Origin of the sequence: Archangium gephyra (assembly GCF_042230915.1) — a bacterium.
In the GTDB taxonomy this organism is placed as follows: Bacteria; Myxococcota; Myxococcia; order Myxococcales; family Myxococcaceae; genus Archangium; species Archangium gephyra_B.
Genome location: NZ_CP102578.1, coordinates 10,303,719 through 10,329,261, shown reverse-complemented (window position 1 = coordinate 10,329,261; position 25,543 = coordinate 10,303,719). Strand labels below are relative to the sequence as shown.

Annotated in this window: 19 protein-coding genes; 11 read left to right on the top strand and 8 right to left on the bottom strand. The window is 69.8% G+C overall.

Annotation, left to right across the window (positions count from 1 at the left end):
* Positions 1 to 289: 289 nt before the first annotated feature.
* Complete coding sequence (eutB, locus tag NR798_RS40665; protein WP_375767968.1) at positions 290 to 2,689, bottom strand: ethanolamine ammonia-lyase subunit EutB; 2,400 nt, start codon at positions 2,687 to 2,689, stop codon at positions 290 to 292.
* A gap of 149 nt (positions 2,690 to 2,838) precedes the next feature.
* Here eutB and NR798_RS40660 point away from each other — a divergent pair, with 149 nt between their 5' ends.
* Both NR798_RS40660 and NR798_RS40655 read left to right on the top strand, forming a co-directional pair.
* Positions 2,839 to 3,207, top strand: coding sequence for a DUF1905 domain-containing protein (locus tag NR798_RS40660; RefSeq protein WP_375767967.1), 369 nt, complete (start codon positions 2,839 to 2,841; stop codon positions 3,205 to 3,207).
* A gap of 59 nt (positions 3,208 to 3,266) precedes the next feature.
* Positions 3,267 to 3,659, top strand: coding sequence for a hypothetical protein (locus tag NR798_RS40655; RefSeq protein WP_375767966.1), 393 nt, complete (start codon positions 3,267 to 3,269; stop codon positions 3,657 to 3,659).
* A gap of 8 nt (positions 3,660 to 3,667) precedes the next feature.
* Here the strand turns inward: NR798_RS40655 and NR798_RS40650 are convergent, their stop codons facing one another.
* Both NR798_RS40650 and NR798_RS40645 read right to left on the bottom strand, forming a co-directional pair.
* The gene (locus NR798_RS40650; RefSeq protein WP_375767965.1) at positions 3,668 to 4,411 is read right to left on the bottom strand and encodes a hypothetical protein; all 744 of its coding nucleotides are present in this window, start codon (positions 4,409 to 4,411) and stop codon (positions 3,668 to 3,670) included.
* Between the two features lie 90 nt (positions 4,412 to 4,501).
* Entirely contained in the window at positions 4,502 to 5,188 is a 687-nt protein-coding gene (locus NR798_RS40645) for a phospholipase D-like domain-containing protein (protein WP_375767964.1), read from the bottom strand.
* Between the two features lie 97 nt (positions 5,189 to 5,285).
* Here NR798_RS40645 and clpP point away from each other — a divergent pair, with 97 nt between their 5' ends.
* Both clpP and NR798_RS40635 read left to right on the top strand, forming a co-directional pair.
* Positions 5,286 to 5,900 (top strand): ATP-dependent Clp endopeptidase proteolytic subunit ClpP, encoded by a 615-nt coding sequence (clpP, locus tag NR798_RS40640; protein WP_375767963.1) that lies wholly within the window; start codon positions 5,286 to 5,288, stop codon positions 5,898 to 5,900.
* 143 nt (positions 5,901 to 6,043) lie between these two features.
* Positions 6,044 to 6,403, top strand: a complete 360-nt coding sequence (locus NR798_RS40635; RefSeq protein ID WP_375767962.1) for a hypothetical protein — start codon at positions 6,044 to 6,046, stop codon at positions 6,401 to 6,403.
* A 1-nt stretch (position 6,404) separates the two neighbouring features.
* Here NR798_RS40635 and NR798_RS40630 read toward each other — a convergent pair whose 3' ends face one another.
* The 3 genes from NR798_RS40630 to NR798_RS40620 form a co-directional block, all read right to left on the bottom strand.
* Positions 6,405 to 7,388: an alpha/beta fold hydrolase gene (locus NR798_RS40630; protein WP_375767961.1), complete on the bottom strand. Its 984-nt coding sequence runs from the start codon at positions 7,386 to 7,388 to the stop codon at positions 6,405 to 6,407.
* Positions 7,389 to 7,476: 88 nt separating this feature from the next.
* On the bottom strand, positions 7,477 to 9,156 hold the full coding sequence (locus NR798_RS40625) for a bifunctional metallophosphatase/5'-nucleotidase (RefSeq protein WP_375767960.1): 1,680 nt from the start codon (positions 9,154 to 9,156) through the stop codon (positions 7,477 to 7,479).
* A 45-nt stretch (positions 9,157 to 9,201) separates the two neighbouring features.
* Positions 9,202 to 10,395, bottom strand: a complete 1,194-nt coding sequence (locus tag NR798_RS40620; RefSeq protein ID WP_375767959.1) for an SRPBCC family protein — start codon at positions 10,393 to 10,395, stop codon at positions 9,202 to 9,204.
* A gap of 179 nt (positions 10,396 to 10,574) precedes the next feature.
* Between NR798_RS40620 and NR798_RS40615 the strand changes: the two genes are divergently transcribed.
* Positions 10,575 to 10,877: a hypothetical protein gene (locus NR798_RS40615; protein ID WP_375767958.1), complete on the top strand. Its 303-nt coding sequence runs from the start codon at positions 10,575 to 10,577 to the stop codon at positions 10,875 to 10,877.
* Between the two features lie 7 nt (positions 10,878 to 10,884).
* Here the strand turns inward: NR798_RS40615 and NR798_RS40610 are convergent, their stop codons facing one another.
* Entirely contained in the window at positions 10,885 to 12,648 is a 1,764-nt protein-coding gene (locus tag NR798_RS40610; RefSeq protein WP_375767957.1) for an AMP-dependent synthetase/ligase, read from the bottom strand.
* A gap of 152 nt (positions 12,649 to 12,800) precedes the next feature.
* Between NR798_RS40610 and NR798_RS40605 the strand changes: the two genes are divergently transcribed.
* From NR798_RS40605 to NR798_RS40580, 6 genes are all read left to right on the top strand, one after another.
* A complete protein-coding gene (locus tag NR798_RS40605; RefSeq protein ID WP_375767956.1) occupies positions 12,801 to 14,225 on the top strand; it encodes a WGR domain-containing protein in 1,425 nt (474 codons plus the stop codon).
* Position 14,226: 1 nt separating this feature from the next.
* On the top strand, positions 14,227 to 17,304 hold the full coding sequence (locus tag NR798_RS40600; protein WP_375767955.1) for a hypothetical protein: 3,078 nt from the start codon (positions 14,227 to 14,229) through the stop codon (positions 17,302 to 17,304).
* The gene (locus NR798_RS40595; RefSeq protein ID WP_375767954.1) at positions 17,294 to 18,937 is read left to right on the top strand and encodes an SWIM zinc finger family protein; all 1,644 of its coding nucleotides are present in this window, start codon (positions 17,294 to 17,296) and stop codon (positions 18,935 to 18,937) included. Before NR798_RS40600 ends, NR798_RS40595 begins: the two co-directional genes overlap by 11 nt.
* A gap of 279 nt (positions 18,938 to 19,216) precedes the next feature.
* On the top strand, positions 19,217 to 20,785 hold the full coding sequence (locus NR798_RS40590) for a reverse transcriptase family protein (protein WP_375767953.1): 1,569 nt from the start codon (positions 19,217 to 19,219) through the stop codon (positions 20,783 to 20,785).
* Between the two features lie 27 nt (positions 20,786 to 20,812).
* Positions 20,813 to 21,076, top strand: coding sequence for a hypothetical protein (locus tag NR798_RS40585; RefSeq protein WP_375767952.1), 264 nt, complete (start codon positions 20,813 to 20,815; stop codon positions 21,074 to 21,076).
* A gap of 35 nt (positions 21,077 to 21,111) precedes the next feature.
* Positions 21,112 to 21,357: an ADP-ribosylglycohydrolase family protein gene (locus NR798_RS40580; protein WP_375767951.1), complete on the top strand. Its 246-nt coding sequence runs from the start codon at positions 21,112 to 21,114 to the stop codon at positions 21,355 to 21,357.
* 20 nt (positions 21,358 to 21,377) lie between these two features.
* Here NR798_RS40580 and NR798_RS40575 read toward each other — a convergent pair whose 3' ends face one another.
* A complete protein-coding gene (locus tag NR798_RS40575; RefSeq protein WP_375767950.1) occupies positions 21,378 to 25,403 on the bottom strand; it encodes a CHAT domain-containing protein in 4,026 nt (1,341 codons plus the stop codon).
* Positions 25,404 to 25,543 lie beyond the last annotated feature (140 nt).

The following is a 25,543-nucleotide window of genomic DNA, read 5'->3' as shown; positions in this document are numbered from 1 at the left end:
GCTTCTGTTGGGCGTGTAGCAGGACTCGGTCCGCCGTCGCTTCATCGAAGGCGCTTGCGGGTGCCGCGGCGAGCGCACAGAGGCACGCCGCGAGCCACCATGGGAAAGACTTTTCTCTGGTTCCACCCCTCATGCCCATCCCTCCCTGTGTCGTGTGGTCCAGGAAAGATGGGGTGTGGGCGGGCGATGACCACTGGCCTTGTGTGGGGCGGTTGCGTCCATGCCCCGACGCTTCGCGCGGGACGTACGGGCTTCCCGGTACCCGGTGCGTTTCACCTCATGAGGAGCCTCAGGAGGAGGTGAGCCCCTGGAGGATTCTCACCGTGTCCACCGCGGCGGTGGCGGGCGAGAGCGCCGTGTCGGCGATGCCGGACACCACGCGGGTGATGTCGTGGTCCACCTCGCCCTCGCGGGCCCAGGTGCTCACCTTGGGCGCGGTGATGTAGACGGAGTAGGCGTGGTGCCCCGAGCCGGGCCGCTCCCCGATGATGTGCAGGATGGCCCGGTGCGACTCCTGCTCCGGCAGCGCGCCGTACATCACCTCGCCGATGTGGTAGCCGGCGCGCACGCGCCCCGACCTGACCACGATGGGCTGGGGCGCCACCCTGTAGCCCGCGGCCGTCAGCTCCGAGCGCACCCGCTCCAGGTACGGCAGCAGGTGCCCCTCGTCCGTGAGCGCGTAGGCATTGAGCCCGTCGGAGATGACGAACTGCACGTCGTACTGGCCCGCCTGCGCCTCCCGCAGGACTCGCAGGGACTCCAGCGCCTCGTCGGAGAGCTGCTCGCCCGTGGGAGGGTGGAGGATGTAGTCCTCGCGGTTCTTGGAGCCGGTGGCCACGGAGATGGCGCCGGTCAGCGTGCTCGCGAAGGTGGCGGGCAGCTCGGCGTGGATGCTCTTCTTCGCGTCGTCGTAGAGGTAGCGGATGTCCCTGTCCAGCTCGGGGTTCAGGTCCCAGGTGTTGACGCCGTGGCCCTCGGCGAGCCACACGCCGCGCTTGCGCACCTCGGCCATCCGCGTGCGCGCCTCCGCGAGCAGCTCCTCGTCCGTGCGCGTGTCCTCCTTGCGCCGCTGGTATTGCAGGTACACCCACGCGGGGTCCCCGAAGTGCGCGGTGGGACGGCCCTCCGCGTCGAGGATGCCGAGCTCCTGGAAGAAGGCCCACATCCGGTCATCCACCTTGTAGCCGAACTGCTCGCGCAGGCGGACGTGGTCCTGGAACGCCGTGGTCAGGTAGCTGAGCATCGGGTCGTTCTTGGTGGGCAGCGCCATGAGGTAGGCGGGGTTGGCCGGCATGATCTGCTCCAGGCACCAGTCGAGGTCATCCAGGTTGACCTCCATGTGCAGGGTGGAGCAGACGTCCAGGCCGAGCGTGAGCCCGTGCAGCTTGCCCATGACGATGTCCTCGAGGCAGCAGCGCACGAGCTGCTCGCGGGTGCGGAACACCTCGGGGCCGATGAAGCCGGCCACGTCGTTGAGGTGCACCCAGGGAGCGGCGGGCCTGCCCGCGCCGAGCTGGGCCTGGGCCACGCGCTCCTTGAGCACGCGCGCGAAGCCGTACTTGCGCGACTCGTGCACCACCATGTCGAAGCCGTTGCCGTGGCCGTTGGTGCCGTCGGCGCCCTGGCCCGTCTCGAAGTAGAGGCCGTACTTGCCGGTGCGCCGGGCCGCGTGCGCCAGCATCTTGGGAAGAGTGACGTCGAACGTCTGGTTGGCGCCCTCGGTGCCGCCGAGGCTCTGGAACCAGAGCGCGGTGGAGCCGGACTCGAGCTGCTCCACCTCGGCCTGGATGTCGATATGGGACAGCACGCAGTGGGGCATCACGTCCGCGATGCCGAACGTCTCCAGCACGTCCCGCAGCGTGTTCTCCACCGTCCGCACCGAGGCCACCTCGCTGGAGACGGGGTTGGTGCCGAGCAGCACGTCGCCCACCGCGTAGGCCCAGCCGTTGAAGACCTGCCAGCGGATGTCGTCCGGGTGGTCCGTGGGCGAGTTGGGCTGGATGCGAGCGCCCAGGTAGCCCTTGGAGCCGATGTGACTGCCGGGCAGCGGGTTGAAGACCTTGCTCCCCACGGCGATGAGCTCCTCGTTGCTCATCAGCTTGACGATGCAGCCGATGATGTCGCTGCTCAGCCCGGGCATGATGGCCTTGAGCTCGGCCTCGCTCCTGTCGAGGAGGAAGCGCTTGAGCTCGCCCATCGTCCAGCCCTTCACCGTGTCCGCCGCGGCGGAGTCCACTCCCTGCTCGATGAGCGTGAAGAGGCCGTCCTCGAAGAGCGGGTGGGCGCGCAGCTCTCCGATGCGGGTGTTGGACAGGAGCAGGCGCGCGTTGGCGCGGGAGGTGTCGTCGGCGGCGGCCAGGTGCGCGGCCTCGTCCCCTTCCTTGTACTCGTTGGCCGCGCCGATGAGCTGCTTGTAGAGCGTCGGGTCGAAACCGCCCCGCGTGCGCTCCAGGTAGCCGAAGAGGCTCTCCCCCTCGTTCACCGAGGGGATGTAGACACCGGGTGGGGGCGGCGTCTGGGGCACCGGCTCCTGCCGGCAGGCCGCGAGGGCGAGCGCGGAGCTGCCGAGCATCACCGACTTCATGAACGTCCGGCGGCGCATCCCTACCGGGTCCACTCGAGGGCTCGCGGGTGGCGTGGGGGTGCGCTGCGTGCCACGGCGTGGCCGGACCCGATGCATCGTCTTCATGGCTGTCCCCTTGGTCGAATGGGGAGATCTTGAGGAACCGTGACACCTCCAGGCAAAACGGCCCCGTCCGGCATTGCCCACTGGTGATCGTTGCGCGAGGCCCGGGTTCCGGAGAGCCTCGGGGGCGCAGGGTCGTCTGCGAGGAACTGATGCGCCAGGAGAAGTTCGAGACAGTGGTGGGAGCCGGGCACAAAGGGATGGTCTTCATCCAGATTCCCTTCGACCCGTCGGTGGTCTGGGATGTCCGGCCGCGTCACTTCGTCCAGGGCCGCTTGAATGGCAGCCCCTTCGAGGGGGAGGTCGGCTTCAGGCGGAGGAAGTTCTACATGCTGCTGGACGAGGCTCTTCAACGGGTGGCGAAGCTGTCACCGGGCGATCCGGTCGAGGTCGTCATGGAGCCCCGTGAGCCCGGAGAGGCGGAGCTGTCATCCGACGCCCGCCTCGCGTGGAGCCGTCCGGCCGCGAAGACGCCCGCCCAGAAGAAGCCTCCGGCTCGCAAGCGGGCCGTGAAGACCTGAGCCGGAACATGCACGGCCGTGGCCTATAGTGCCCCGGCCCTCCTCGAAAGCGAGCCCCCATGAAGACGCAGAAGCTGTCCGTGTTCGCCGTTCTCGCCCTCGGTGCCGCCGTGGCCGTTCTGGCTCCGGCTCCGTCCCGCGCCGAGCCCCCCGCGGTCATCCAGCCCATGGGCATGGTCCTGCCCACCAGCCTGCCCAAGGTCACCTTCTATTTCCGGGCGCCGGCGGGCACGAAGCTCACGGGCGCCTTCATCGCCGAGGACGTGGGCAAGGCCGCGCCGAAGAACTTCACCATCGACACCGCCACCGTGACGGCCGCGGACAAGATGGCGGCGACCTTCACGCTGGCGCGGCCCAACAACGGCTGGCCGACGGGCCAGTACCGGCTCGAGGTGAAGCACGGAGACAAGCTCGTGCACACCGAGCGCTTCATGATCATGGACGTGAAGTAGCGCGCCGCTCAGTGCTCGACGCGGCCCTTCTGGCTCTGCCGGTAGACGGGGAGCCGCATGGCGTGCAGGAAGCCGCGAGGGCGGATGCCGAGCCCATCGCGGAAGGGGTTGAAGCGCAGGCGCGCCGGGTCCAGCACCACCTCCTCGCGCAGGATGATGTCGGCGAGGGGCGTCCAGGTGCGGGGCAGCCCGTGCTCCAGCGGAAGCACTTCGAAGGTGAGCAGGGCATTGCCGCCGTGCATGGCGTCGCGCAGCCGCGCCACCCGCGAGCCCTGCCGCTGGGGGCCTCGGGGCGAGGTGAGCCGCAGCTTCGTCTTTCCGAGGCCCTGCACCGTGAAGGGCGCGAGGCCGTAGTAGTCGTTCTGGAGCCAGTCGTGCACGTGGGTGGTGAGGAAGGCGGGGCCCAGCGTCCAGACGTGGCGCAGGGTGGAGCAGAGGACGTCCTGGTCGCCGGGTGAGGCCTCCTCGGTGAGGCGCGTGTCGCGCCGGAAGCGCACCGAGGCTCCGAGGATGTCCGGCCACTCGCGTCCGCCGCGCCAGGTGGCGGTGGAGAGCCGCACGAGGGCGGGGCCCGCGAGCCGGCTGGCCACGGAGAGGAAGGGTGGATCGGTCCTCACGGGAACGACCTCGGCCTCGAGGCAGATGCCCTCGGCATGCAGGGCGCGAGCGTGGCGCAGCTCCGAGAGGGCCCGGAATTGCGGCGACAACAGGGCGCCCACCGTCTGCCCCACCGTTTCACCCAACAGTCCCATGCGCACCTCCCCCGGCAGCACAGGGTGGGGTGGGGTGGGGTGTCCGGCCAATCCCCGCCCCATGCCTGGGCGGAGGGCGGGCAGGGGACCTCAGCCCAGGGCCGTCCAGAGGTCGTCGAAGGCCCGGCAGAAGGGGACCACCAGCCGGGGGTCATCGGACACGAGCACGTTCTCGTGGTTCTCGGCCGCCGCCGAGCGGGTCCAGTTGTAGCTGCCGGTGAGCAGCCGCATCCGGTCGAACACGGCGAACTTGTGGTGCATGTGCGCCTCCGTCCGGTCCACCCGCACGGGCACCCCGGCCTGCCGCAGCCGGTGGATGTCCGAGCCGGCATCCATCGCCTTGTCCCCGTCCGTCACCACCCGCAGGCGCACCCCCCGCTCGTGCGCCTCCAGCAGCGTCCGGGTGATGCGGTCGTCCGTGATGGTGAAGACACACACGTCCGCGCTGCCCCGCGCCTCACCGATGAGCCGCACGATGGCCCGCAGCGGGGCCTCCCCGGGGCTGAAGTGCGCCTCCATCCGGCTCGTCTCCCGCAGCTCGCGCGAGGGCTGCAGGGCCTTCACCGTGTCCTCCAGCCAACCAATCACCTCGCGGGCCCGGGGGTCACTCACCGAGTCGCGCGCCAGCTCGAACGCCCGGGAGCGGAAGAGGGCCAGCACCGCCTCGCCCGCCTTGCGGTCGTCCAGGACGGCCTGGAGCGCCTGCCGCTCGGTGCGGGTGAGCGTCCGGTCCTCCAGGGTGGCGGAGAGGATGGCATCGATGTCGGAGGCGTTCATGGTGGACACCCGGGGTAGGCCCCGAGCGTAACCTGGAGCACGGTCCATGAAGAACGGACGGGCGTCCGGCGGGGAGGCGGATTAGTGTTGGGAGGCCATGAACATCCCCTTCGTCATCGAGACCACCCACCGGGGCGAGCGCGCATACGACCTCTACAGTCGGCTCCTCAAGGACCGCATCGTCATGCTCGGCACGCCGGTGAACGATGATGTGGCCAACATCATCGTCGCCCAGCTGCTCTTCCTCGAGTCCGAGGACCCCGACAAGGGCATCAACCTCTACATCAACTCGCCCGGAGGCTCGGTGACGGCGGGCCTGGCCATCTATGACACGATGCAGTACGTCAAGTGTCCGGTGTCCACCATCTGCATTGGCCAGGCGGCCTCGATGGGCGCCCTGCTCCTGCTCGCCGGGGCGCCGGGCAAGCGCTACGCCCTGCCCAACGCGCGCATCATGATTCACCAGCCGCTCGGCGGCGCCCAGGGTCAGGCCTCGGACATCGACATCCAGGCCAAGGAGATCCTCCGCCTGCGTGCCTACATCAACGGCCTCATCGTGAAGCACACGGGCCACACCGTGGAGCGCATCGAGAAGGACACCGAGCGCGACTACTTCATGAGCGCCGAGGAGGCCCGGCAGTACGGCATCCTCGACGAGGTGGTGAGCAAGCAGGTGCTCTCGCCCGCGCTCAACACCAACAAGGACAAGTAGGCAGCACCCCAGCGGGGACGGTGGCGCAACGGCTGCGGCTCGGGATTCCCCGGGCCGCAATGCTTGCGTGCCGGGCGCGGGGGCTCTCGTCGCGTCGCGAGGGAGCCTCACTTGGCACGGGCCGTGCTCACCTTTGGACTGTCATGGTCCCTCTCCGTCCCGCCATTGCCCTCGTTCTCTCCTCGACCCTCCTCGGCATCGGTTGTGCCGGACCGGCCCAGGAGCGCCGGATGTACCCGGAGCCGTCCAACTCCGTGCAGCAGGAGCTGGGCTACAACGACGTCATCCGGATCGGCCAGGAATACGCCGTCTCCTCCGGCTACGAGGTGACCGAGGTCGCCGAGGCCGTGCAGGTGCGTCCCAACTACTGGCGCGTCCGCTTCGGCCTGGCTCCCCGGGGCTCGGGCAGGCTGCTGGATCTCGAGTTCGACGAGGCCCGGCGCCAGGTCGTGGGCACCACCGAGGTGGGGGGCGCGGCGGGCCGCGGGACCCCGACGCCCTAGCTCACGGCAGCGACGACAGGAACTGGTTCACGTCGTAGGCGAAGCGCTCCGACTCCTCCAGGTACGGGTAGTGCCCGCTCTGCTCGTACTCGAGGAAGGTGGCATGGGGCAGGGAGCTCGCGAGGGCCTGCATGCTCTCCATGCCGACGGAGTGGTCGTACCTGCCGCCGATGACGAGCACCGGCGCGGTGACACGCGCGGCGGCCGAGAAGCGGTAGTGGAGCAGCTCGGTGGCGAAGAGGGTGCGGGACAGCTCGCCCGTGTTGCGCAGGCCGCTCTCCGCGTCCACCGCCTCCTGCATCTGCTGGTACATGGGGCTGCGGAACTGGAGCTGGTCGAAGAAGCGCTGTCCGTCCATGCCCCGCAGCGCCCGCATCACCTGCGCGTAGTCCGAGTTATCTCCCGTGTCGCTGGCGGGCGCGGTCATCCGCTCGGGGTGGAGGCGCTCGAGCTCACGCTTCCAGGTGGCGAAGGTGCTCTCCGCGTCCGAGAAGCCGCTCACCACCACGAGGCCGGCCACGCGCTCGGGGTAGCGCGCCGCGTACTCCAGCGCGAGCGTCCCGCCGAAGGAGTGGCTCAGCAGCACCCAGCGCTCCACGCCCAGCTCCTGGCGCAGCGCCTCCAGGTCCGCCACCAGCACTTCCAGCGAGTAGCGGGTATCCCACGGGCGCTCGGAGCGGCCACAGCCGCGCTGGTCCAGGTACACCATGCGCCGGCCCTTCTCCAGGTGCGGCCCCATCAGCCGGGCGAAGCTGTAGCTGTTGTGGCCGGGGCCTCCGTGGAGGAAGAGCACCGGGGCGCGCTCCGCCGGGGCCTCTCCGGCGATGCGGTAGTAGAGGCGCACGCCGTTGACGATGCGCTGGTGTTCGCCCGGGGCCAGCGGGGGACCGGAGTGGGTGTCGGAGCGGGGCACGTGGTGCGCACAGGCGGTCACCAGGGCGCACACGACGGCACAGGCCAGAAGTCCAAGACGCGAGGAAAGCATGGCCCCTATGTGGTGCCTCTGCTCGCGGGTTGCCCGTACCCCACACGGCAAATGTCGCCCGCTGTCCGGCCCGACTGTTGGCTGCCGGTTATTCCACCCGGAGGAGGCGGTTCGTCTCGGGCGGAGCCAGGGGCGAGTGGGCCTTCAGCCACGCTTCCAGTGCGTCCAGGTCCAACGGGCCGCCGCGCCGCTCGGTGCCCTCGGTGAGGACGCGGAAGCCGTCGCCGCCATTGGCCAGGTAGCTATTCACCGTCACGCCGTAGCGGCCCGCCGGGTCCACGGGCGCGCCCTGGAGCCGGAGGCTGGCCGGGTCCACCTTCTGGCCCACGGGCGCCGAGTCCTTCCACGTGTAGCCGAAGCCCTTCGACGGCTGGAGGATGCGCACGAGGCTCCCCTCCCACTGCTGCTCAAGCAGGGTGTGCAGCTGCGCGCCGGTGAGCGTCATCGTCACCAGGGAGTTGCCGAAGGGGCTCACATCGAAGGCCTCGCCGTAGGTGACGCCGCCCGCCTCGAGGTCCGTCCGGATGCCGCCCGGGTTCATCAGGGCCAGCTGGGCCCCCGCGTCCTTCGTCGCGGCGAGCTGCGAGTCGGCGAGCATGTTGCCCAGGGTGGACTCGCCCGAGGGCCAGCGCTGGGAGTCTGGCTGCCGCAGCGGGGCCGTCACCTGGCCGAGGACGCGGTTGCGCAGGGGCGCGGCCAGGGCGTCATAGCGCTCGACGAGCGCCTGCACCTCGGGGACGCCCTCCGTGTCGCGGGTGACGAGCACGTTGCGCGCGGTGCTCTCCACCACGTCCCCGGTGGCCGCGTCCAGCACGAGGTCCAGGTCCGTGATGAGCCGCCCGAAGGAGGCCGCGCTGGTGACGCGCTTGCCGGCGATGACGCAGTTGTAGGCTTGGTGGGTGTGGCCGCTGAGGACGGCGTCCACCTCCGCGTCCATGCGCTGGACGATGTCCACGATGGGCCCGGAGATGCCCTCGCACCCGTCATACGTGCCCGTCTGGACACCGCCCTCGTGCACCAGCACTACGATGGCCCGCACGCCCTGCTCGCGCAGCCGGGGCACCAGCGCGTTGACCGTCTCGGCCTCGTCGCGGAACTGGAGCCCCCGGATGCCCGCCGCGTCGACGATCTCCGGGGTGCCCTCGAGCGTCATGCCGATGAAGGCCACCTTCACGCCGTCGAACTCGCGCACGGCGTAGGCCGGGAAGAGGGGAGCGCCCTGGGCGTCCACCACGTTGGCGGCGAGGAACTGGAACCGCGCGCCCTCGAAGGGCGTGCCGTCCTGGCAGCCCTCCACCGGGTGGCACCCGCCGGTCTGCATGCGCTTGAGCTCGGCGGTCCCCTTGTCGAACTCGTGGTTGCCCACGCCGTTGAGGTCCAACCCCGCCAGGTTCATCGCCTCGATGGTGGGCTCGTCGTGGAAGAGCGCGGAGACGAGCGGGCTCGCGCCGATGAGGTCTCCCGCGGACACGACGAGGGTGTTCCTTGGCTCGAGGGCGCGCAGCCGGGCGAGGTGCCGGGCGAGGTGGCTCATGCCTCCCGTCTTCACCCGGAGGGGGCTGCCATCGGGGTTGCTGCCCGTGCGGATTTCTCCCGCGGCGTCCGCGGGCGGCGCGAGGTGGCCGTGGAAGTCATTGATGGCCAGCACCTGGACGGACACCGTGCGAGGGCGGGCCTTCGCGGGGCCGTGCGCACAGGACAGCGGCAGCGCGGCGGCGAGCAGCAGGAGCTGGAGCGGGAGGCGGCGGGGGGTAGAGAGGGAGCGCATGCGGTGGCTCCTATCTCTACACGACCCGTTGCCGGCGCATGTCCGTCAGTGCACCGGCCGGGGCCCGCGGCGCTCCGCCGTGGAGGGAGAGGACCGCTCGCGCGAGACGCTCTCACGCGCCGGGGCCTTGCCCGTCTCGATGAGCGACTTGAGCCGCATCAGGTCGTCATCCATCTGCTTCTTGGGATCGGCGCCCAGCAGCCGGGCGAAGGCGTGGCCCAGCGCGCCCACGGGCGGCTTGTAGGACATGCGGATGTCCAGGCGCGTGGAGCGGCCGTTGTTGAAGGACTCGAAGTGGATGATGCCCTCGTTCTCCACCGTGGAGCCGTCCACGCTCTTCCAGGCCAGCACCTGGTGGGGGATGAGCCGGGTGATGATGGCATCCCACTCGAACACGGTGCCGGCCGGGCCCCTCACCCGCCAGTGCGAGCGGTCCTCGCCGCTGGTGCGCACCTCCTCCACGTGGCTCATGAAGCGCGGGAAGTTCTCCATGGCCCGCCAGAAGCCGAACACCTCCTCCACGGGCGCGTGGACGGTGATGTTCTTGTGCACCTCGATGGCCAGCCGCTCACCGCCCACGCCGGTGAGGCGCTTGAGCTCGATGTTGGTGATGCTGCGCAGGGTGATCAGCGTGCCCAGGAAGGCAGCGCTCACGCCGGCCACGCCGTCGCGGGTGATGCCCCACGTCAGCAGGCTCGCGCCCCCAAGCCCCGCGACGAAGCGCGCCGCGGGCGACCAGTTGTGCTGGAGGAACTCGGGCCGGTCTCCGGGGCGGATGCTGCCGCCCTGCAGGTCCGGATGGCTGCCCGGCTGTTTGAACACCTGGAGGTTGTCCGTCAGATCCAACACCCCGCGCACGTGCGCGATGCGCGAGAGGATGCGCGGGTGCTCGGCCTTGAGGACGACTCCGTCGAGCCGGACCCGGCCCTGCTCCACGCGCACGTGGATGGCGTGCGTATGCGAGCACACGCGGCCGAGCGCCGAGCGGATGCGGGCCTCGATGGTCCGGTCGTCCACCTCCTCCCGGCGCATCCGGTGGAGCGTCTCGAAGAAGAAACCACGCGAGCGGTGGACGAGGTCGCGCGCCACCACGCGGGCCGCCTCCTCGGTCTCGTGCACGGCGTGAAGGGCCTTGTCATGCACTCCGGCCCGGCGGCGCCGGCCACTGCGCGGGTCCCCCAGGTACATGAGCCCCGCGCCCAATCCGACGCCTCCCACGAGCGAGCCTAGTACTCCCATCGGAACTCTCATTTCCCTGCCCTCCTTGGAACTCCAGTGTCCCCAAGCTGGGGCTGGCGGGCGTGCGCGACAGCAAGCGGGCGAGGGGTTCCCTCCCTGGCCGCCTCATACCTTCACTCACCTGGATGCGCAGATTGGTGACGCTGGCCTGGCGGCCAGGTGACCCAAGGAGGGGACAGATGCCCGAGAAGACGCCGACGACACCCGGAGCACCCACGAAGGAGCCGGAGCCTCAGCAGCCGCAGCGGAGGGAGCCGGGGCCCACGCCCTCGCCGGAGATCGAACCGCCCACCCGGAGGCACCAGCCGGAGATCGAGCCGCCCACGCGCCAGCCGCCGGAGATAGAGCCCCCCTCCCGGCGTGAGCCGCCCATGGAGGAGCCGGGCCGTCAGGCCGAGCCGGAACTCAACCCTCCGGGCATCCACGAGGCGCCGGACCCGGCGGGGGCGCCGATGGGCTCCCCACCCGACGTCATCGCCTGAGGGCCGCTCAGTCTCCCCCGCCCGTGTGCGCGAACAGGTGCTCGATGACCTGGGCGTAGTGGGCGCTGACGATGTGGCGCCGCACCTTGAGCGAGGGCGTCAGCTCGTCGCGCTCGAGGGTGAAGTCGTGGGGGAGGATGGCGAACTTGCGGATGGACTCGGCGCGCGACACCGAGCGGTTGGCGGTCTCGATGGCCTGGCCCACCTCGGTGCGCAGCGCCGGGTCTTCCAGGAGCGACTCCAACGGCTGGCCTTCCTTGCCGTGCTTCCGGGCCCACTGCTTGAAGGCCGCGGGGTCCAGCGTGACGAGCGCCGCCACGAAGGGCTTGCCCTCGCCCACCACCATGGCCTGGCTGACCAGGGGGTGCTCGCGGATGCGATCCTCCAGCGGCCCGGGCGCCACGTTCTTTCCGGCGGCGGTGACGATGATCTCCTTCTTGCGGCCGGTGATGCGCAGGAAGCCCTGCTCGTCCAGGCTGCCCAGGTCTCCCGTCTGCAACCACCCGTCCGGGGTGAACGCGCGCCGCGAGGCCTCCTCGTTGTGCCAGTAGCCGCGGAACACCTGGGGCCCCTTCACGAGGATCTCCCCATCCTCCGCGATGCGCACGGTGGTGCCGGGCAGCGGCTGGCCCACCGTGCCAATGCGTGAGACCTGGTCGGTGTTGATGGTCAGCACGGGGCTCGTCTCCGTCATGCCGTAGCCCTCGAGCACCTTCACGCCCATGCCGTTGTAGAAGTGGTTGAGCCGCTCGGGCAGGGGCCCGCCGCCGGAGACGACGAAGCGCAGCTCGCCGCCGAGCACCGCGCGCAGCGTGCGGTAGACGAGCCGCTCGAACACCGCGTGCTGGAGCCTCGCCACGAGCGAGACGTGGCCCGCGGACTGCTCGCGCGAGTACCGGATGGCCGCGTCCACGGCGAGGTTGAATATCCGCCCGCGGCCCGCCTGCTCGGCCTTCTGCTGCGCCGTCTGGAACACCTTCTCCAGCACCCGGGGCACCGTACCGAACCACGTGGGCCGTACCAGGGCCAGCTCCTCGGTGAGCTTGCCGGCGCTGCTGGCGAAGGCCACCAGATTGGCGCGCTCCACGGACGCCAGGAAGAGCATCTTGGCCAGCGCGTGGGCGAGCGGAAGGAACAACAATGTCCGGTCCTGCGCGGTGATGATGTTGCCCGCGTAGTCCAGCACCTGCAGGGCATTCGTCCGGATGTTGCCGTGCGTGAGCTCGCAGCCCCGGGGCCGCCCGGTGGTGCCCGAGGTGTAGATGAGGGTGGCGAGACTGCTGGCGCGCAGCTGGGACAGCCGCTCGTCGAGCCGGGCCTCGTCGACCGCGTCCCCGCGCTGCTGGAGGTGCTCGAGCGCCGCCTGATCGATGACGAAGGTGTGGCGGCAGGCCGGGAGCCGCTCCTGGGCCTGGCGGTAGAGGGCATGCAGGGCGTCGGTTTCGAAGAAGGCGACCACGGCCTCGCTGTCCGAGACGATCCACTCCACCTGCTCGGCGGAGGAGGTCTCGTAGATGGGCACCGTGGTGGCCCCGGCGGCGAGGATGGCGTAGTCGAGCAGCGCCCACTCGACGCGCGTCCTGGACATCAGGGCGACGCGCTGGCCGGGCTCGATGCCGAGGGCGATCAACCCCCGGGCGAGCCGGCGCACGGTGCGCACGATGTCCGCGGCGGTGAGCGGCTCGAACTTGTCCCCCACGCGGCGCGAGAACAGCGGCTTGTCCGGCGTCTTGCGGGCGTGCTCCAGGAGGGGTTGGAGGAGGTGTGACATAGGGGGGCCAACATAATGCCGGGAGCCGGGATTGCTACGGCCCGCAGCGGGCGTTGTTCGGGTCGCGACGGGGCGCCGCTCGCGGGAGGGCTTCCGCGATGTCAGTGGCTCGGACTACTCTGCACGTACTGTATCCGCGGGGAGACCTGAGAATGGCCGAGGAACGGACGTACCTGGAGCTGTCTGAGGCGGGCGGCGGCTCGCACAAGTTCTACGAGGTGAAGGTGGAGGGCAACTCCCTCACCGTCCGCTACGGCCGCATCGGCGACAAGGGCCAGACGCAGGTCTCCCAGTTCCCCTCCCCGGACAAGGCGATCGCCGAGGCCCGGAAGAAGATCAACGAGAAGGTCCGCAAGGGCTACGCCCCCGCCGTCATGGGCCAGCGCCAGAAGCGCTCCATCACCCGCCGCGAAATCACCAGCGGCCGCTCCAACGCCACCCAGGCCCCGCTCCTCTGGAAGTTCAACTCGGGGGACCGGGCCTTCGGCGTCTTCGTGGACGACTCGCGCTGCTGGGTGGGCAACGAGAGCGGCTCCATCTACTCGGTGGACCACGAGGGCCGCAGCCTCTCCCAGTTCCGCCTCGCCGATGGCGTGAAGTGCATCGTCGCCGATGACCGCTGGCTCTACGCCGGGTGCGACGATGGCCGCGTCTATGACCTCGGCGGCAAGGTGCCGCGCGTCGCCTACAACATCTCCGACGACGTGGACATCTACTGGCTGGACATCAAGGACGGTGTCCTCGGCGTGTCCGACGCGGGTGGCAAGCTCACCGCCATCAACCACGAGGACGAGTCCCAGTGGACGAAGCAGAGCGTCGGCACCCACGGGTGGATGGTGCGCTGCGACGAGCTGGGCATGTACCACGGCCACGGGCGCGGCCTGACCATGTACGACTGGGAGGACGGCCGGGAGATCTGGCACCGCCCCACCCAGGGCAACGTCATGTTCGGCTGGCAGGAGGAGTCCTCGCTCTACGCCTGCACCAACCTGGGCTTCGTGCACCGCTTCACCAAGAAGGGCGACGTGGGGCCCGTCATGCAGTGCGACGCGGCGGTGTTCTCCTGCGCCGCGGTGGATGACGGCCGCTACGTCTTCGCTGGTGACAACATGTCCAGCGTCTACTGCTTCAACGACAAGGGCCAGCGGCTCTGGAAGCTGTCCACCGGCTGCGGTTCGGCCTTCTCCATGCAGTTCTTCCAGGACCGGCTCTACCTCGTCACCACCGAGGGCGTGCTCGCCTGCATCGACGCGAGCGAGAAGGCCATCCAGGCGGCCCAGTCCGGCTCGGTGCCGCAGGCCCGCAGCATCCAGGCCCCCAAGCCCGTGGCCGCCGTCCCCACCGGCACCGTGGAGACGACGCGCGAGGCGGGCACCGGCGTCGTCGTGGAGTGCTACCAGGATGGGGGCAACCTGCGCGTGCGCGTGGTATCCCCCGGCTACCACTCCGACTGGAACGTGCAGTTCCCCAAGGACATCCGCGATGCGGGCGGCCGCTACGTCGTCGAGGGTGTCCGCGAGTCCGCGCGCGGTGGCTTCTACCGCGCCTATGGCGACATCCGCAGGCTGGTGAGCTGACGTGAAACTGCTCGAGCAGGTGGCGCTGCTCTTCCAGGAGGGGAAGAGCGACAAGGTGTACGAGGTGGACCTCCTGGAGGTCTCCCCGGGCCAGTGCGTGGTCAACTTCCGCTACGGGCGGAGGGGCACCGCGCTCAAGGATGGCTCGAAGACGCCCGTGCCCGTGCCCCAGGCCGAGGCGAAGCGCGTCTTCGACAAGCTCGTCCAGTCCAAGCTGGACTCGGGCTACGTGCGCGGGGGCGCACCCGGGACGCCCGTGCCGCCGCCTGGCCCTCGGGCTCCCGCGGCCCCGCCGCCTCCGAGGGTGGAGGCCCCGCCCGGCCTGTCGCCTCGGGAGCGCACCCTGCTGGAGCAGCTGCAACAGGAGGCCAGTGCCCGGCAGTGGTTCCGCCGCGCCAACGTGCGTGCCCAGCCCCGGGCCCTCGAGCGCGTCATCTGGCGCGCGGGCGAGCTGCGGCTGCGCGCCGCCGAGCCCCTGCTGCTGCCCCTGCTGGAGCGGGCCACGCCCCTGCGTGCCTACAGCATCGCCGCCGCCCTGGGCCGCCTGGGCTCGGAGGCGTCCGTGTCCGCGCTCGGGCGCCTCTATGGAGACGCCTCCACGCCGGACATGGTGCGCCGCATGGCCACCGAGGCCCTGCTGCAACTCTCCGACGAGGCCACCCGCGCCGACTTCCGCCGGGACGTGCTGGAGAAGCTGCCCCCCGCGTTGCGCGAGCCCGCCGGGGCCGGGGACGCGGAGGCCTTCGGCAAGGCACTCGACGTGCACCTCGCCTCCGGGAAGGCGGATGCGCTCAATGTCCTCGAGCCCCTGTACCTCGTGGACTCGGAGGCGGTGCGGCCCGCCCTGTTGCGTGTGCTGCGCACCGTGCCCTTCTCCGTGCAGTCGGTGAAGGTGCTGCGCCACCTCTTCAAGGCGGCCGAGTACCGCCGGGACGGCGAGGTGTTCGGCCTCATCGCCTGGCGCTACGAGAAGGAGCGCACGCTCGGGGCCAGCCGGCCGCGCGCCTACACCCTGGAGACGCGCAAGTACCTCCGGCGCCGGGTGTGGCGCACGCTGCGCCGCCTGGGGGAGCTGGAGAGCCCGGAGTTCGTGAAGATGGCGGTGGGAGTGCTGCTCGCCTTCAGTGACGCGGACGCCGCCGCCCCCCGCACCACCGGCTGGGGCCGTTACGTGCAGCAGTGGGACGCCTGGTGGCCCTACTGGGCCTTCAACCACCTGCTGTACCGCCACAGCCCGCGCTACGAGCCCGTGGAGAACCCGCTCCTCTTCCGCTGCAAGGGCTCCTACTACCCCGGAGCACGGGACCCCGAGGTCCGCGAGGAGGCCTTCCCCAAGCTGTGGGAGCGCACCCCGGCGGGCCTGCTGCACCTGCTGGACGAGAGCGCCTGCGCCCCGGTGCACGACTTCGCCTCCCGCGCGCTGCACGCCTGCCCGGACTTCCTCGCGCGGCTGGACGTGGACGCGGTGGCCATGCTGCTGGAGCGCCCCTACGAGTCCACCGCGCGCCTCGGCTTCGAGCTGGCGTTGCAGCGGTTGGATGCGCGGCGCGAGCCCCGGGCCCTGCTGCTCGCGGTGGCGCGCTCCTCGTACGCCCCCGCCCGCCAGCAGGCCTTCCGCTGGATGGATGAGCTGCGCCACGTCCTCATCGAGGACTCGGGCTTCATCGCCGGGCTGGCCACCGCGCGGCACGCGGACACCCGCGCCTATGCCGCCAACCTGGTGCGTGGCTCCGTGCTCTCCGAGCAGGCCGCGCGCACGCTCGTGGGCCGGCTGGTGGCGGCGGTGCTGCAACTGAAGGCGAAGGAGGACGGCCCCATCGCCGCGGACGTGGCCCGCGTGGTGCTCGCCGCGGTGGGGCCCTCGTCCCGCGTGGTGGGGCTGGAGGTGGTGCGCGACCTGCTCGCCCACCCCGTGCCCGAGGTGCAGGAGTTGGGCGGCGAGCTGCTCCTGCGCCGCGACCTGCGCACCGAGCCCATTCCGGACGAGCTGCTCCTCCTCCTGGTGCAGTCCGAGCACGCGCCGCTCCGGGCCCTGGGCCTGCGGTTGCTCGCGCTCCTCGCCGAGTCCGAGGCCACGCTGCTCGCCCAGGAGGAGCTCCTCATCCGCCTGGCCACCAGCCCCGTGCCGGACGTGCGCGCCGCGGTGCGCCCGCTGCTTGGCAGGCTCGTGGCCGCGAGCCCCTCCGCCGGGGCCCGCGCCGTGGAGACCCTGCTGGCCGCCCTGCTGCGCCGCCGCCTGCCGGAGGGCATTCCCGCCCACATCGCCGCGCTCCTCTCCGGAGAGCTGGCGCCCGCGCTCGCCGCGCTGCCGGTGGAGACGGCGTGGCGGCTGCTCGACTCCGAGGACGCCGACGCGCAGACGGTGGGCGCGGCGCTGCTCGCCCGCCATGGCACGGTGCTGACGGTGGACGTACCGCGCGCGGTGCGGCTGGCCGGACATGACGTGCTGGCGGTGCGCGAGTGGGCCTGGCGCTGGCTGGAGGCCCATGTCCCCGAGGTGCGCGCGGAGCTGGCCACGGCGGTGGGCCTGCTGGACTCGCGCTGGGACGATGCTCGCGCCTTCGGCTTCCGCTACTTCCGCGAGCGCTTCACCCCGGAGGATTTCTCCCTGGAGGTGCTCGTCTCGGTGGCGGACAGTGTGCGCCAGGACGTGCAGGCCTTCGGGCGGGAGATGCTCACGCGCTCCTTCCGCGAGGAGGACGGGCCCGCGCTGCTCCTGCGCCTGTCCGAGCACCCCGCGCCCGCCGTGCAGCTCTTCGCCACCACGTACCTGGACCGCTTCGCCAGCGGCAAGCCGGCCCTGGTGGAGCAGCTGGCGCCGTACTTCATCCGCGTGTTGAGCCAGGTGAACAAGGGCCGCGTCGCTCGCCAGCGCGTGCTGGGCTTCCTCATGCGCGAGGGCCGCGGCACCGAGGCCAGTGGCCGCGTGGCCCTGGAGGTGCTGCACCGGATGTCAGCCACCATCGCTATAGAGCATCGGGCCGCGGCGCTGGAGGCGATGCTCTCCATCGTCAAGGCGCAGCCGTCGCTCCCCGTCCCCTTCGTCGTCCGCCCGGTAGAGGTCCGCCGTGCACTTTGAGTACTCCTACGCGGGCAGCAGCACGGTGCGGAACCAGGGGGACAGCACCGCGCTGTCCTTCGCGCCGGACGTCAAGCGGCCGCCCACCTTCTTCTCCGGCGAGCTGCGCCAGAACGTGGCCTTCCGCGAGGCCATCTCCGCCCTCCACGACGTGGTGGTGTCGGACCTGCGCTTCAAGCCCAAGGACAAGACGGCCTACAAGCTGTGGGCGGCGCAGCAGGAGCAGGTGGACCTGGTGGCCATCGCCGCGCAGCGCCAGTCGGTGGCCAGCCGCCTCAAGGCCCTGCGCGAGGAGCTCGCCGAGCTGGAGAAGGAGAGCTCGCGCCGCATGGGCCCCTTCTACGAGGCCCGCGCGCGTTACTACCGCTACCTCTACGAGAAGAACCGCGACTTCTGGTTCGTGCTGGACCCGGTCATCACCGTCCACCCAGACGAGTGCTTCTTCGAGTGCTTCAGCCAGGACGAGTCCAGCTATGGCCGGCTCGGCGCCAGCTACGAGGTGTTCCAGAACGTCGGCGAGTTCTCCTGCGGCACCACCAACATCGACTACTCGTCGCCGCTGTACGACGAGTTCCAGAAGATCCGCTCCTACAAGCGCACGCGCTTCGAGGTGGACCCGAGCGGCTTCACCACGCAGACGGGCACGGACACGGCCTACAAGGAGGTGAAGATCGACCTCCCGGACTCGTGGGTGCGCGGCTTCCTGCAGGTGAACTCGGCGATGGCGCTGCCAGCGGTGCGCTTCACGCTGCACCCCATGGACGTGCACAACTTCCTCTTCATCCTCAAGCGGCACAAGGAGAAGAAGGGGCCGCGCTCCATGCGCTACGTGCTGGCGCCGGGGCAGCCGGTGAAGGTGGTGTTCGAGCCGTGGGGCACGGAGGTGGTGTGCCGGCGCTCGGTGTACGAGGGCGAGGGCACGCACGACATCCGCGTGTGGGGCCGCCGGCGCCTGGGCGTGCTGGAGCGGCTCATCCCGGTGGCGAAGCGTTTCACCGTGCACCTGCTGGGCACGGGGCTGCCATCCTTCTACGTGGCGGACCTGGGGGACCTGTCCTTCACCCTGGGCCTGTCCGGGTGGACGGCGAATGACTGGGCCACCGCGGGCAACTTCGACCTGCTGGCGCCGCGCGGGCAGGTGGACGAGTTCACCCGCCGCCGCGTCTTCGATGCGCTCAAGGAGACGTGGTCCGCCACGCCCGAGGCGCTGGCCGCGAAGCTGGGGCTGGAGCGGGGCGCGGTGCTCGGCGCGCTGTCGGCGTGGACGCAGGCGGGGCGGGCCATCTGGGACTTGAACAAGGGCGTGTACCGGGCGCGCGAGCTGAGCCGCGAGCCCCTGCCCCTGGACAAGCTGCGCTTCTCCAACGAGCGCGAGGAGCAGGCCACGCGCTTCCTGGACGCCCGGGCGGTGGACGTGAAGGCGCGGCCCGGGGTGGACGGCTCGCTGGAGCTGAGCGGCACGGTGAAGGAGGGCGCGAAGGTGCTTCGTCCCACTTTGCGGCTCGACGCGGACCAGCGTATGGTTTTCGGCGAGTGCACGTGCAACTTCTTCCAGCAGAACAAGTTGTTCCGGGGGCCGTGCGAGCACCTGCTCGCGCTGCGGCTCCAGCACTCACGGGTGTCTCGCACATGAGTAGGGGGAGAGTCCGCGCACGCGGCGGTCAGGGGGCAGTACCTTGCAACCCGGACGGTGTTTCGCCGTCCATGCCTCATGGCCTGTCATGCATCACTGGCCCGCTCTTCACTGTGCGGTACCTCCCTCCCTGTGGCGGCAGCGCTGTCGACCTCGTCGGTCCTGCGCGCCACAGGGAGGGGGTACCGCTTGAGTTGAGACGATCCAGTCCCGAGAGCAGTACGAAGGTGCTCCCGGACCGCCGCGTGGACGGACTCTCCCTCTCTCTCCGGACCCGCCATGTCCTCCCAGCCTCCGCGTAACCGACAGGAGCTGTACGACCGCATCCGCGCCGGCTCCAAGGACGAGGTCGTCCTGGAGGAGATGGTGCGCCTGGGCTTCTGGCCGGCGCGCAGTGAGCGCCCCGGGGACCCGGTGGACGTGGTGCACCGCCGCAACGAGCTGCAGGCGGAGCTGCGCGCGCTCACCACCGAGCAGAGCCGGCTGGGCAACCTGGAGGCGATGAAGCGCGAGCTGCGCAAGCGGCGGCTGGAGGAGAGCCGGCGCAAGCAGCAGGAGACGAAGGAGCGGCGCGAGCGCGAGCGGCTGGCGCGCGCCGAGGCCTGGAAGGAGCGCAAGGGCAAGGAGCTGCTCTTCCTGGGCCGGGGCGTGTCCGGCGGCCTGAGCGAGCGCACCCCGGACGAGGCGAAGCTGACTCGCCTGGGGCTGCCCGTGCTGGCCACTCCCGAGGCGCTGGCGCAGGCGCTGGGGTTGAGCGTGGGGAAGCTCCGGGCGCTGTGCTTCACGCGCACCGCCTCCACCACCAGCCACTACGTGCGCTTCCTGCTGCCCAAGAAGACGGGCGGCACCCGGCTCATCTCCGCGCCCCTGCCCCGGCTGAAGGCCGCGCAGGCCTGGGTGCTGGAGAACATCCTCGAGAAGGTGCCCGTGCACGACGCGGCCCACGGCTTCCGCGCGGGGCGCTCCATCGTCACCAATGCCCGGCCCCACGTGGGCGCGGGCGTGGTGGTGAACCTGGACTTGAAGGACTTCTTCCCCTCGGTGCTGTACCCGCGGGTGAAGGGCGTCTTCGCGAAGCTCGGCTACAGCGAGGCCACTGCCACGGTGCTGGCGCTGCTGTGCACCGAGCCGGACGTGGAAGAGGTGGAGCTGGACGGGCAGCGCTTCTTCGTCGCCCAGGGCGGGCGGCGGCTGCCCCAGGGCGCGCCCACCTCGCCCGCGCTGACGAACCTCCTCTGCCGGCGGCTGGACCGCAGGCTCGCCGGCGCGGCGCGCAAGCTGGGCTTCGTCTACACGCGCTACGCGGATGACCTCACCTTCTCCGCCCCCGGGCCCGGGCCGCACGATGCCGGCGAGCTGCTGCGCTTCGTGCGCTGGCTGGTGCTCGAGGAGGACTTCACCCCGCACCCCGACAAGACGCGCGTGCTGCGCCGCGGCCGCCAGCAGGAGGTGACGGGCGTCGTCGTCAACGACAAGCCCGGTGTGGACCGCGAGACGCTCAAGCGCTTCCGCGCCCTGCTGCACCAGCTGGAGAAGACGGGGCCCGAGGGCAAGCGCTGGGGCAACAGCAAGGATGTCATCGCCTCCGCCGTGGGCTACGCCAACTACGTGGCCATGGTGGACCCCGTGAAGGGCAGGGCGCTGCAGCAGAAGGCCCGTGCCCTGGAGGCCCGCTACGGGCGCCGGCCCACCCCTCCGCCTCGCGCGAAGGGGACGAAGGGGGCCGCCCAGGCTCCGGCCCAGGCTCCCGTGGCCCCAGAGGCCGCTCCCCCGGCCCCGGCTGGCAGCACGGACAGTGGGCAGAAGCCCGCCGAGCCGCCGAAGAAGAAGTGGTGGAAGCTGTTCTGAGCCGGGACTCGCGGTAGGGTCCGGCGCGTGAACCAAGAAGTCGTCGATACGGACCTCGTCATCCTGGTGGTCGGCGCGTTGCTGTGCCTCGGAGTCCTCTACTGGCTCCTGAGCGGCAACGAGGCCAGCCGCTTGCGTGACGCGTACTTCCGCAGCGTCCAGCTGCCGCGCGCCCAGGCCGAGGAGTCCCTCGCCCGCCACGTGGCCCGCCTCCAGGAGAAACACCCTGGCAAGTCCGAGGCCTGGTACCTCCGCCGCGTCCTCGCCGATTTGCAGCGCGACCGGCGGTAGTCCGCAGACTTGGTTCTCCATACACAGGGTGCCCTGTGGTGGCTCGCCCGGGGCGATGCCCTCGGCTGCCCCATCGAGACCCGGTGCGTGCGCGAGCACATCTCCGGGCGCTCATCGCCACGGAGGCTCCCGGCGCCGTGCTCGCGGACATCATCCAGCAGAGTTATGACACCGATACCGTCGCGGCCATCGCGGGAGGTGTGTTAGGGGCACGGTTCGGGAGTGGGTGGGTTCCTCGCGCTTGGTTGCTCGGCGCGGAGCGGGTCTCCCGAGTCGCTTGACGTGACGCAAGACGGCGTGCTCAGCGCGTGACGAACGGATCGCCCAGCAGGTTCATCGCCAGCGAATGGAACGGGTGGCGGTTGAACCTCTCGGCAACCGTCTGATTTGCCTCGTGGTTCGCTTCGAGCACGGTGGCCCCCATATCGAAGCGCGCCAGGAAGGCAGGCAGCCACCGCCGCAGGACGCTGATATCGAGACTCCACGGTGAGCCAAGCACCGCACGGCACCCGTGACCGAGCAGCAGTCTCGCCAGTCCCACGGTGGCCCGGGCGAAAGGATGGGGATCCACGCGTGAGCCGTTGCAGACGGCCAGGATGACGACGCCAGCACCACTGACGTGGCGGGCCAGTTCATGCGCGCTGAAGCGAGCCGAGCGCTCATCGGCCACCACACGGAAGAACAATCCTTCAGGGGAAATCGAGCCATGCGCGCCAATGAAGGCAATGTCCGCGCGAGCGAGAGACTCGGAAGGCTGGCTTGCGCACGAGAGCACCAGTCCATGTGCGCTCAACACCTCGTGGATGTCATCGCGCATGGCCATCAGCGTGCCCTGCTCTTCGGGAGAATCCGATGTTGGGATCCACGCGCCGCGTCGGGTGGTCGGTGCGCGCGGATTCGCGTGAGCTGCTCGTAGCCACGTCAGCGATGGCGCACTCGCAATGGCCATCTGCGTACCCGCCAGATTCCCGCCCGTCAGGAGCAGGTTGGGTGGTACCGGCTGTAGTTCCTTGGTGGGAATGAGCACTGCCGCACCGCAGCTCTCCGCGCTGATGCCGATGCGCTCCAGTGTTCTCTCCACCGTGATCAGGCCGTTGGGGTCGCGGGTATCCATGGCCACGTACTCAGCCGGGTACCCGTCCTCCTGCCACGCATGGAGCGCCTCAAGGTCGAAGACCTCGGGGGTCTCTCTCAAGGCGGAGAGCTTTCCTCCCATCGCCGAGACACGAACCAGGGATTGCTCCTCGTCCAGCCCGAGCACGTGGATCGCGACACCCCGGTGGCTCAGTCCAAGCACGAACCGCTCACACTCCTCGACGGGAGGTGGCTGCCGGGAGCTATTCCGCTCACGTGCCGAATCGATCGCCTGCCCCAGCTCAAAGCCCAGTCGCGTCAGCTCCTCGGGGATGTGGCCACCGCCCGGTCCATGAACCGACCTTCCCACCCACTCGAAAACGTCCCGCTGTACCCAGTACGAGGCAGAGCCGGGCTCCAAGCCTGCCTCGTCCACGTTGCGAAGGGCTCGATCCATGGACCATTCGAGGAGGTACAAAGCATTGGCTGCCTGCCCCGCGTCGACTGCGGCCCCCAGCTCCTGGCGCGCCATGAACTCGGATGGATGGACGACCCTCCCCACTTCCTCCGGGTCGCGCACCTTCTCCAGCCCCCAGCCCAGGTTCCGCAGGAGGGGCGTCAGCGCTTCTTTATTCGCCACGGCCCTGATCAGCGGTTCGAGCAGGAGGCCCACGTCGGGGAGAAGCTCGTCGAACTCGCGCCGGACCTGCTCCGGAACATACAGACCGAACCGTGCGCCCAACGCGATGAGCTGGGCGAGCAGCAGCATGCCCGGCTGGAGCTCTCCGTCCGTGGCTTTCGCGCGCCGGTTGGCATCCGCCAACAACTCCCCCAGCGCCAGGAAGCGGGTCCGAACGCCAGGGTCGGCACCGGATTCCTCCGACGTGAGTTCCTGGGACAACAGCAGGAGCCGAATGCTCGCCTCCAATTGGTCGATGTGGTGGAGATTCCTCTCAGCCACCCCTAAACGATGGAGCAGCGTCCTCGCCTCGGAGACGAGAGCGAGCGCCGGCTGGAACAGCTTCAGCTCGCGCAGGATCCGGATCCAGAGACGGCTCTCGACAAAGAGATCGTCCTCAAGCTCCAGCCCTGGCGGGCACCGGTTCGCACAGGCGAGCGCGAGCAGGGCCTCGGGTAGGGAATGGGCGCGTAGGGAGAAGTCGGCGAAGGCAATCCATGCCCGACGCCGGCGTTGGCTGGGGTCCTCCGGGGAGATGCCCACGAGCAGCGTCTCCATCAGATCTCGCGCTGTCCGGAAGTCTCCGTTCACACAGAGGGCCCCCGCCGCCATCGCGCGAGCCCCGATGTCCTCATCGGTCTCTCCCGCGACACGTGCGAACAACAGAGCGAAGTGGAGCACCTGTGCGAGCTGCTGGCTCCCCATTTGCCCGGACTGCAGCCCAGCGGGCGAGTGCTCAAGCATCCAAAGGAAGAACGCCAGGGCTTCCTCGGGAGGACACGGGAGCTTGTCGACGGGCACCGTTCCCATTCCCACCACGGACATGGGAGCCGCTTCCCCAAAGACAAGCTCCAAGATCCTGGGGAAGTGAGCCTGATCCATGCGCTTCACCTCGCGCCGGCGACCAGGCCGCGCTCCCTTCCACCAGGGCCATGCGTTGAGGGCGAAGAAGCTCACCAACTGGAACAGCACGGAGCCCGAGAGCGCCGGATCCAGAAGCTTCGAGAGCTGCAGGCGGCGCCGGTAGTCAGCCGGATGAGCACTCAGGTGATCGAGCACGCGCTCCAGTGCGCGCCACAGCAGCCCAAGGCGCTGGTCGTCCGTGCCGCCCCCGGGCGCGAGAAACAGTCGCTCCATGCCCAACAGCAGTGTACTGCTCGCGTCGCTTGCGTTCCGCGCGTTCCAAGGGTGGGTGAGCGCCCGTTCGATGATCCGTTCGGGCGCTTCGCCTCCCTTCAATGCCTGAGCGAACCAGTGCTCGGCGGCCGCATCGGCCAGGGCGGGAACCTGCTCACGGACCTCCCTCATCAGCCGCTCATAATCCAACGGCCCCTCCTGGTGATGCCGGGCGATCACCCATAGCAGGCGATCATCATCCCCACCCCGCCCCTGCTCCAGCAGCGGCGAGAACAGTTGAACGGCCTCTGCGTAGCGACCCGCCAGGAAGTGCTCGCGCGCCTCTTGGCTCCCCAGTGCACGAGAATGAGGGAAGTGGCGCCGCATCTCGCCGCGGACCCGGTCGAGCAAGGCTCTATCCCGTGCCAACCCGGCAGCATCCAGGGCCTGATCAAAAAAGGACTCGTCGATCTCTGGCGACGCCAGGGCTTTCTCCAACAACGCATGACCCTCTTCGTACCGCCCCGCGAAGAATGCCCATCGGGCTATCTGCAAGACCCGGGAGGATGGCGCGTTGATGAGGATCTCCTCCTGAAGGGGCATGATGCACGAGAACGCCTGCGGAGCCCGCCCGGCGAGTTCGCAGCAATTGGCTTTCAGCAGTGCACGCTCGATGGGATTGGCCCAGCCGTCGCAGACATGGAACGCCTCATCCAGCTTGCCTTCGTGAGCCAAGCCGAAGGCGCGATCGGAGAGAACGGTGCCCTGAGCTGCTTCCGACCAGAAAAGCGCGACGGGAGTCCCTTCCAAGCGCTGGACGTGCTCCGACCGTTGCGGACGATGCTGGCCCGTCCACAGCACGAGATGCAGGCCTTGCGATTCGGAGATTGGATCGATCGTCCCCACCGTGTGTACCACCCTGGGGACCCACACGTCTTCGAACACCCGAAGCTGGAGCGCCTTGCCGAAGGGCGCACGACCCGCCGTGACAAAGGCGGGCGGAAGCTCGACTGCGGGCGAGTATAGACGGTCGGCGTCCAGCACCAGAACCGCTGAGCCGGGCTCACAAACGCGAACACGCTCGGCGAGTGCCTCGACCTCCCACGTGTCGAGCATGGAGAGTTGGAGCCGAGGGAGGAGTTCGTTGACCCTGACTGCGGCTTGCTCAGCCGACATGTGCTTCTCGAGGAACCGTCGGGCCAGCTCTGCCATCTCTTGGCGAAAAGACTCCTCCCCCATGCCAGCAGACAGTGGAAGCAGCAGGTAGAGCCGTGGGAAAGCTGCCGTACCATCATCCGCCCGCCGCGCTATTCCCGCCGTCAGCAGGAATCCTGCTGAGAGGGCGACCGAGTCATGCGCTCCCAGGCAATACACGCCGAATGAGCGCTGGCTAGGCAGCGTCTGTTGAAAGAGCTCAACGTACCCATCGGCGGCCGGCGGAGTCTGCATGTCAGCCATCGTATGGCACCCGAAACGGGGACCTCCACGAGATCACGAGCAGACGCGGTTGCCTCCAGGAGAAGCACCCCGGCAAGTCCGAGGCCTGGTACCTCCGCCGCGTCCTCGCCGACCTGCAGCGCGACCGGCGGTAGGCCTCG

Excerpts from the sequence above, each read along its gene's own strand:
- eutB (WP_375767968.1), bottom strand. The coding sequence starts at position 2,689 with ATGAAGACGATGCATCGGGTCCGGCCACGCCGTGGCACGCAGCGCACC.
- NR798_RS40660 (WP_375767967.1), top strand. The coding sequence starts at position 2,839 with ATGCGCCAGGAGAAGTTCGAGACAGTGGTGGGAGCCGGGCACAAAGGG.
- NR798_RS40655 (WP_375767966.1), top strand. The coding sequence starts at position 3,267 with ATGAAGACGCAGAAGCTGTCCGTGTTCGCCGTTCTCGCCCTCGGTGCC.
- NR798_RS40650 (WP_375767965.1), bottom strand. The coding sequence starts at position 4,411 with ATGGGACTGTTGGGTGAAACGGTGGGGCAGACGGTGGGCGCCCTGTTG.
- NR798_RS40645 (WP_375767964.1), bottom strand. The coding sequence starts at position 5,188 with ATGAACGCCTCCGACATCGATGCCATCCTCTCCGCCACCCTGGAGGAC.
- clpP (WP_375767963.1), top strand. The coding sequence starts at position 5,286 with ATGAACATCCCCTTCGTCATCGAGACCACCCACCGGGGCGAGCGCGCA.
- NR798_RS40635 (WP_375767962.1), top strand. The coding sequence starts at position 6,044 with ATGGTCCCTCTCCGTCCCGCCATTGCCCTCGTTCTCTCCTCGACCCTC.
- NR798_RS40630 (WP_375767961.1), bottom strand. The coding sequence starts at position 7,388 with ATGCTTTCCTCGCGTCTTGGACTTCTGGCCTGTGCCGTCGTGTGCGCC.
- NR798_RS40625 (WP_375767960.1), bottom strand. The coding sequence starts at position 9,156 with ATGCGCTCCCTCTCTACCCCCCGCCGCCTCCCGCTCCAGCTCCTGCTG.
- NR798_RS40620 (WP_375767959.1), bottom strand. The coding sequence starts at position 10,395 with ATGGGAGTACTAGGCTCGCTCGTGGGAGGCGTCGGATTGGGCGCGGGG.
- NR798_RS40615 (WP_375767958.1), top strand. The coding sequence starts at position 10,575 with ATGCCCGAGAAGACGCCGACGACACCCGGAGCACCCACGAAGGAGCCG.
- NR798_RS40610 (WP_375767957.1), bottom strand. The coding sequence starts at position 12,648 with ATGTCACACCTCCTCCAACCCCTCCTGGAGCACGCCCGCAAGACGCCG.
- NR798_RS40605 (WP_375767956.1), top strand. The coding sequence starts at position 12,801 with ATGGCCGAGGAACGGACGTACCTGGAGCTGTCTGAGGCGGGCGGCGGC.
- NR798_RS40590 (WP_375767953.1), top strand. The coding sequence starts at position 19,217 with ATGTCCTCCCAGCCTCCGCGTAACCGACAGGAGCTGTACGACCGCATC.
- NR798_RS40575 (WP_375767950.1), bottom strand. The coding sequence starts at position 25,403 with ATGGCTGACATGCAGACTCCGCCGGCCGCCGATGGGTACGTTGAGCTC.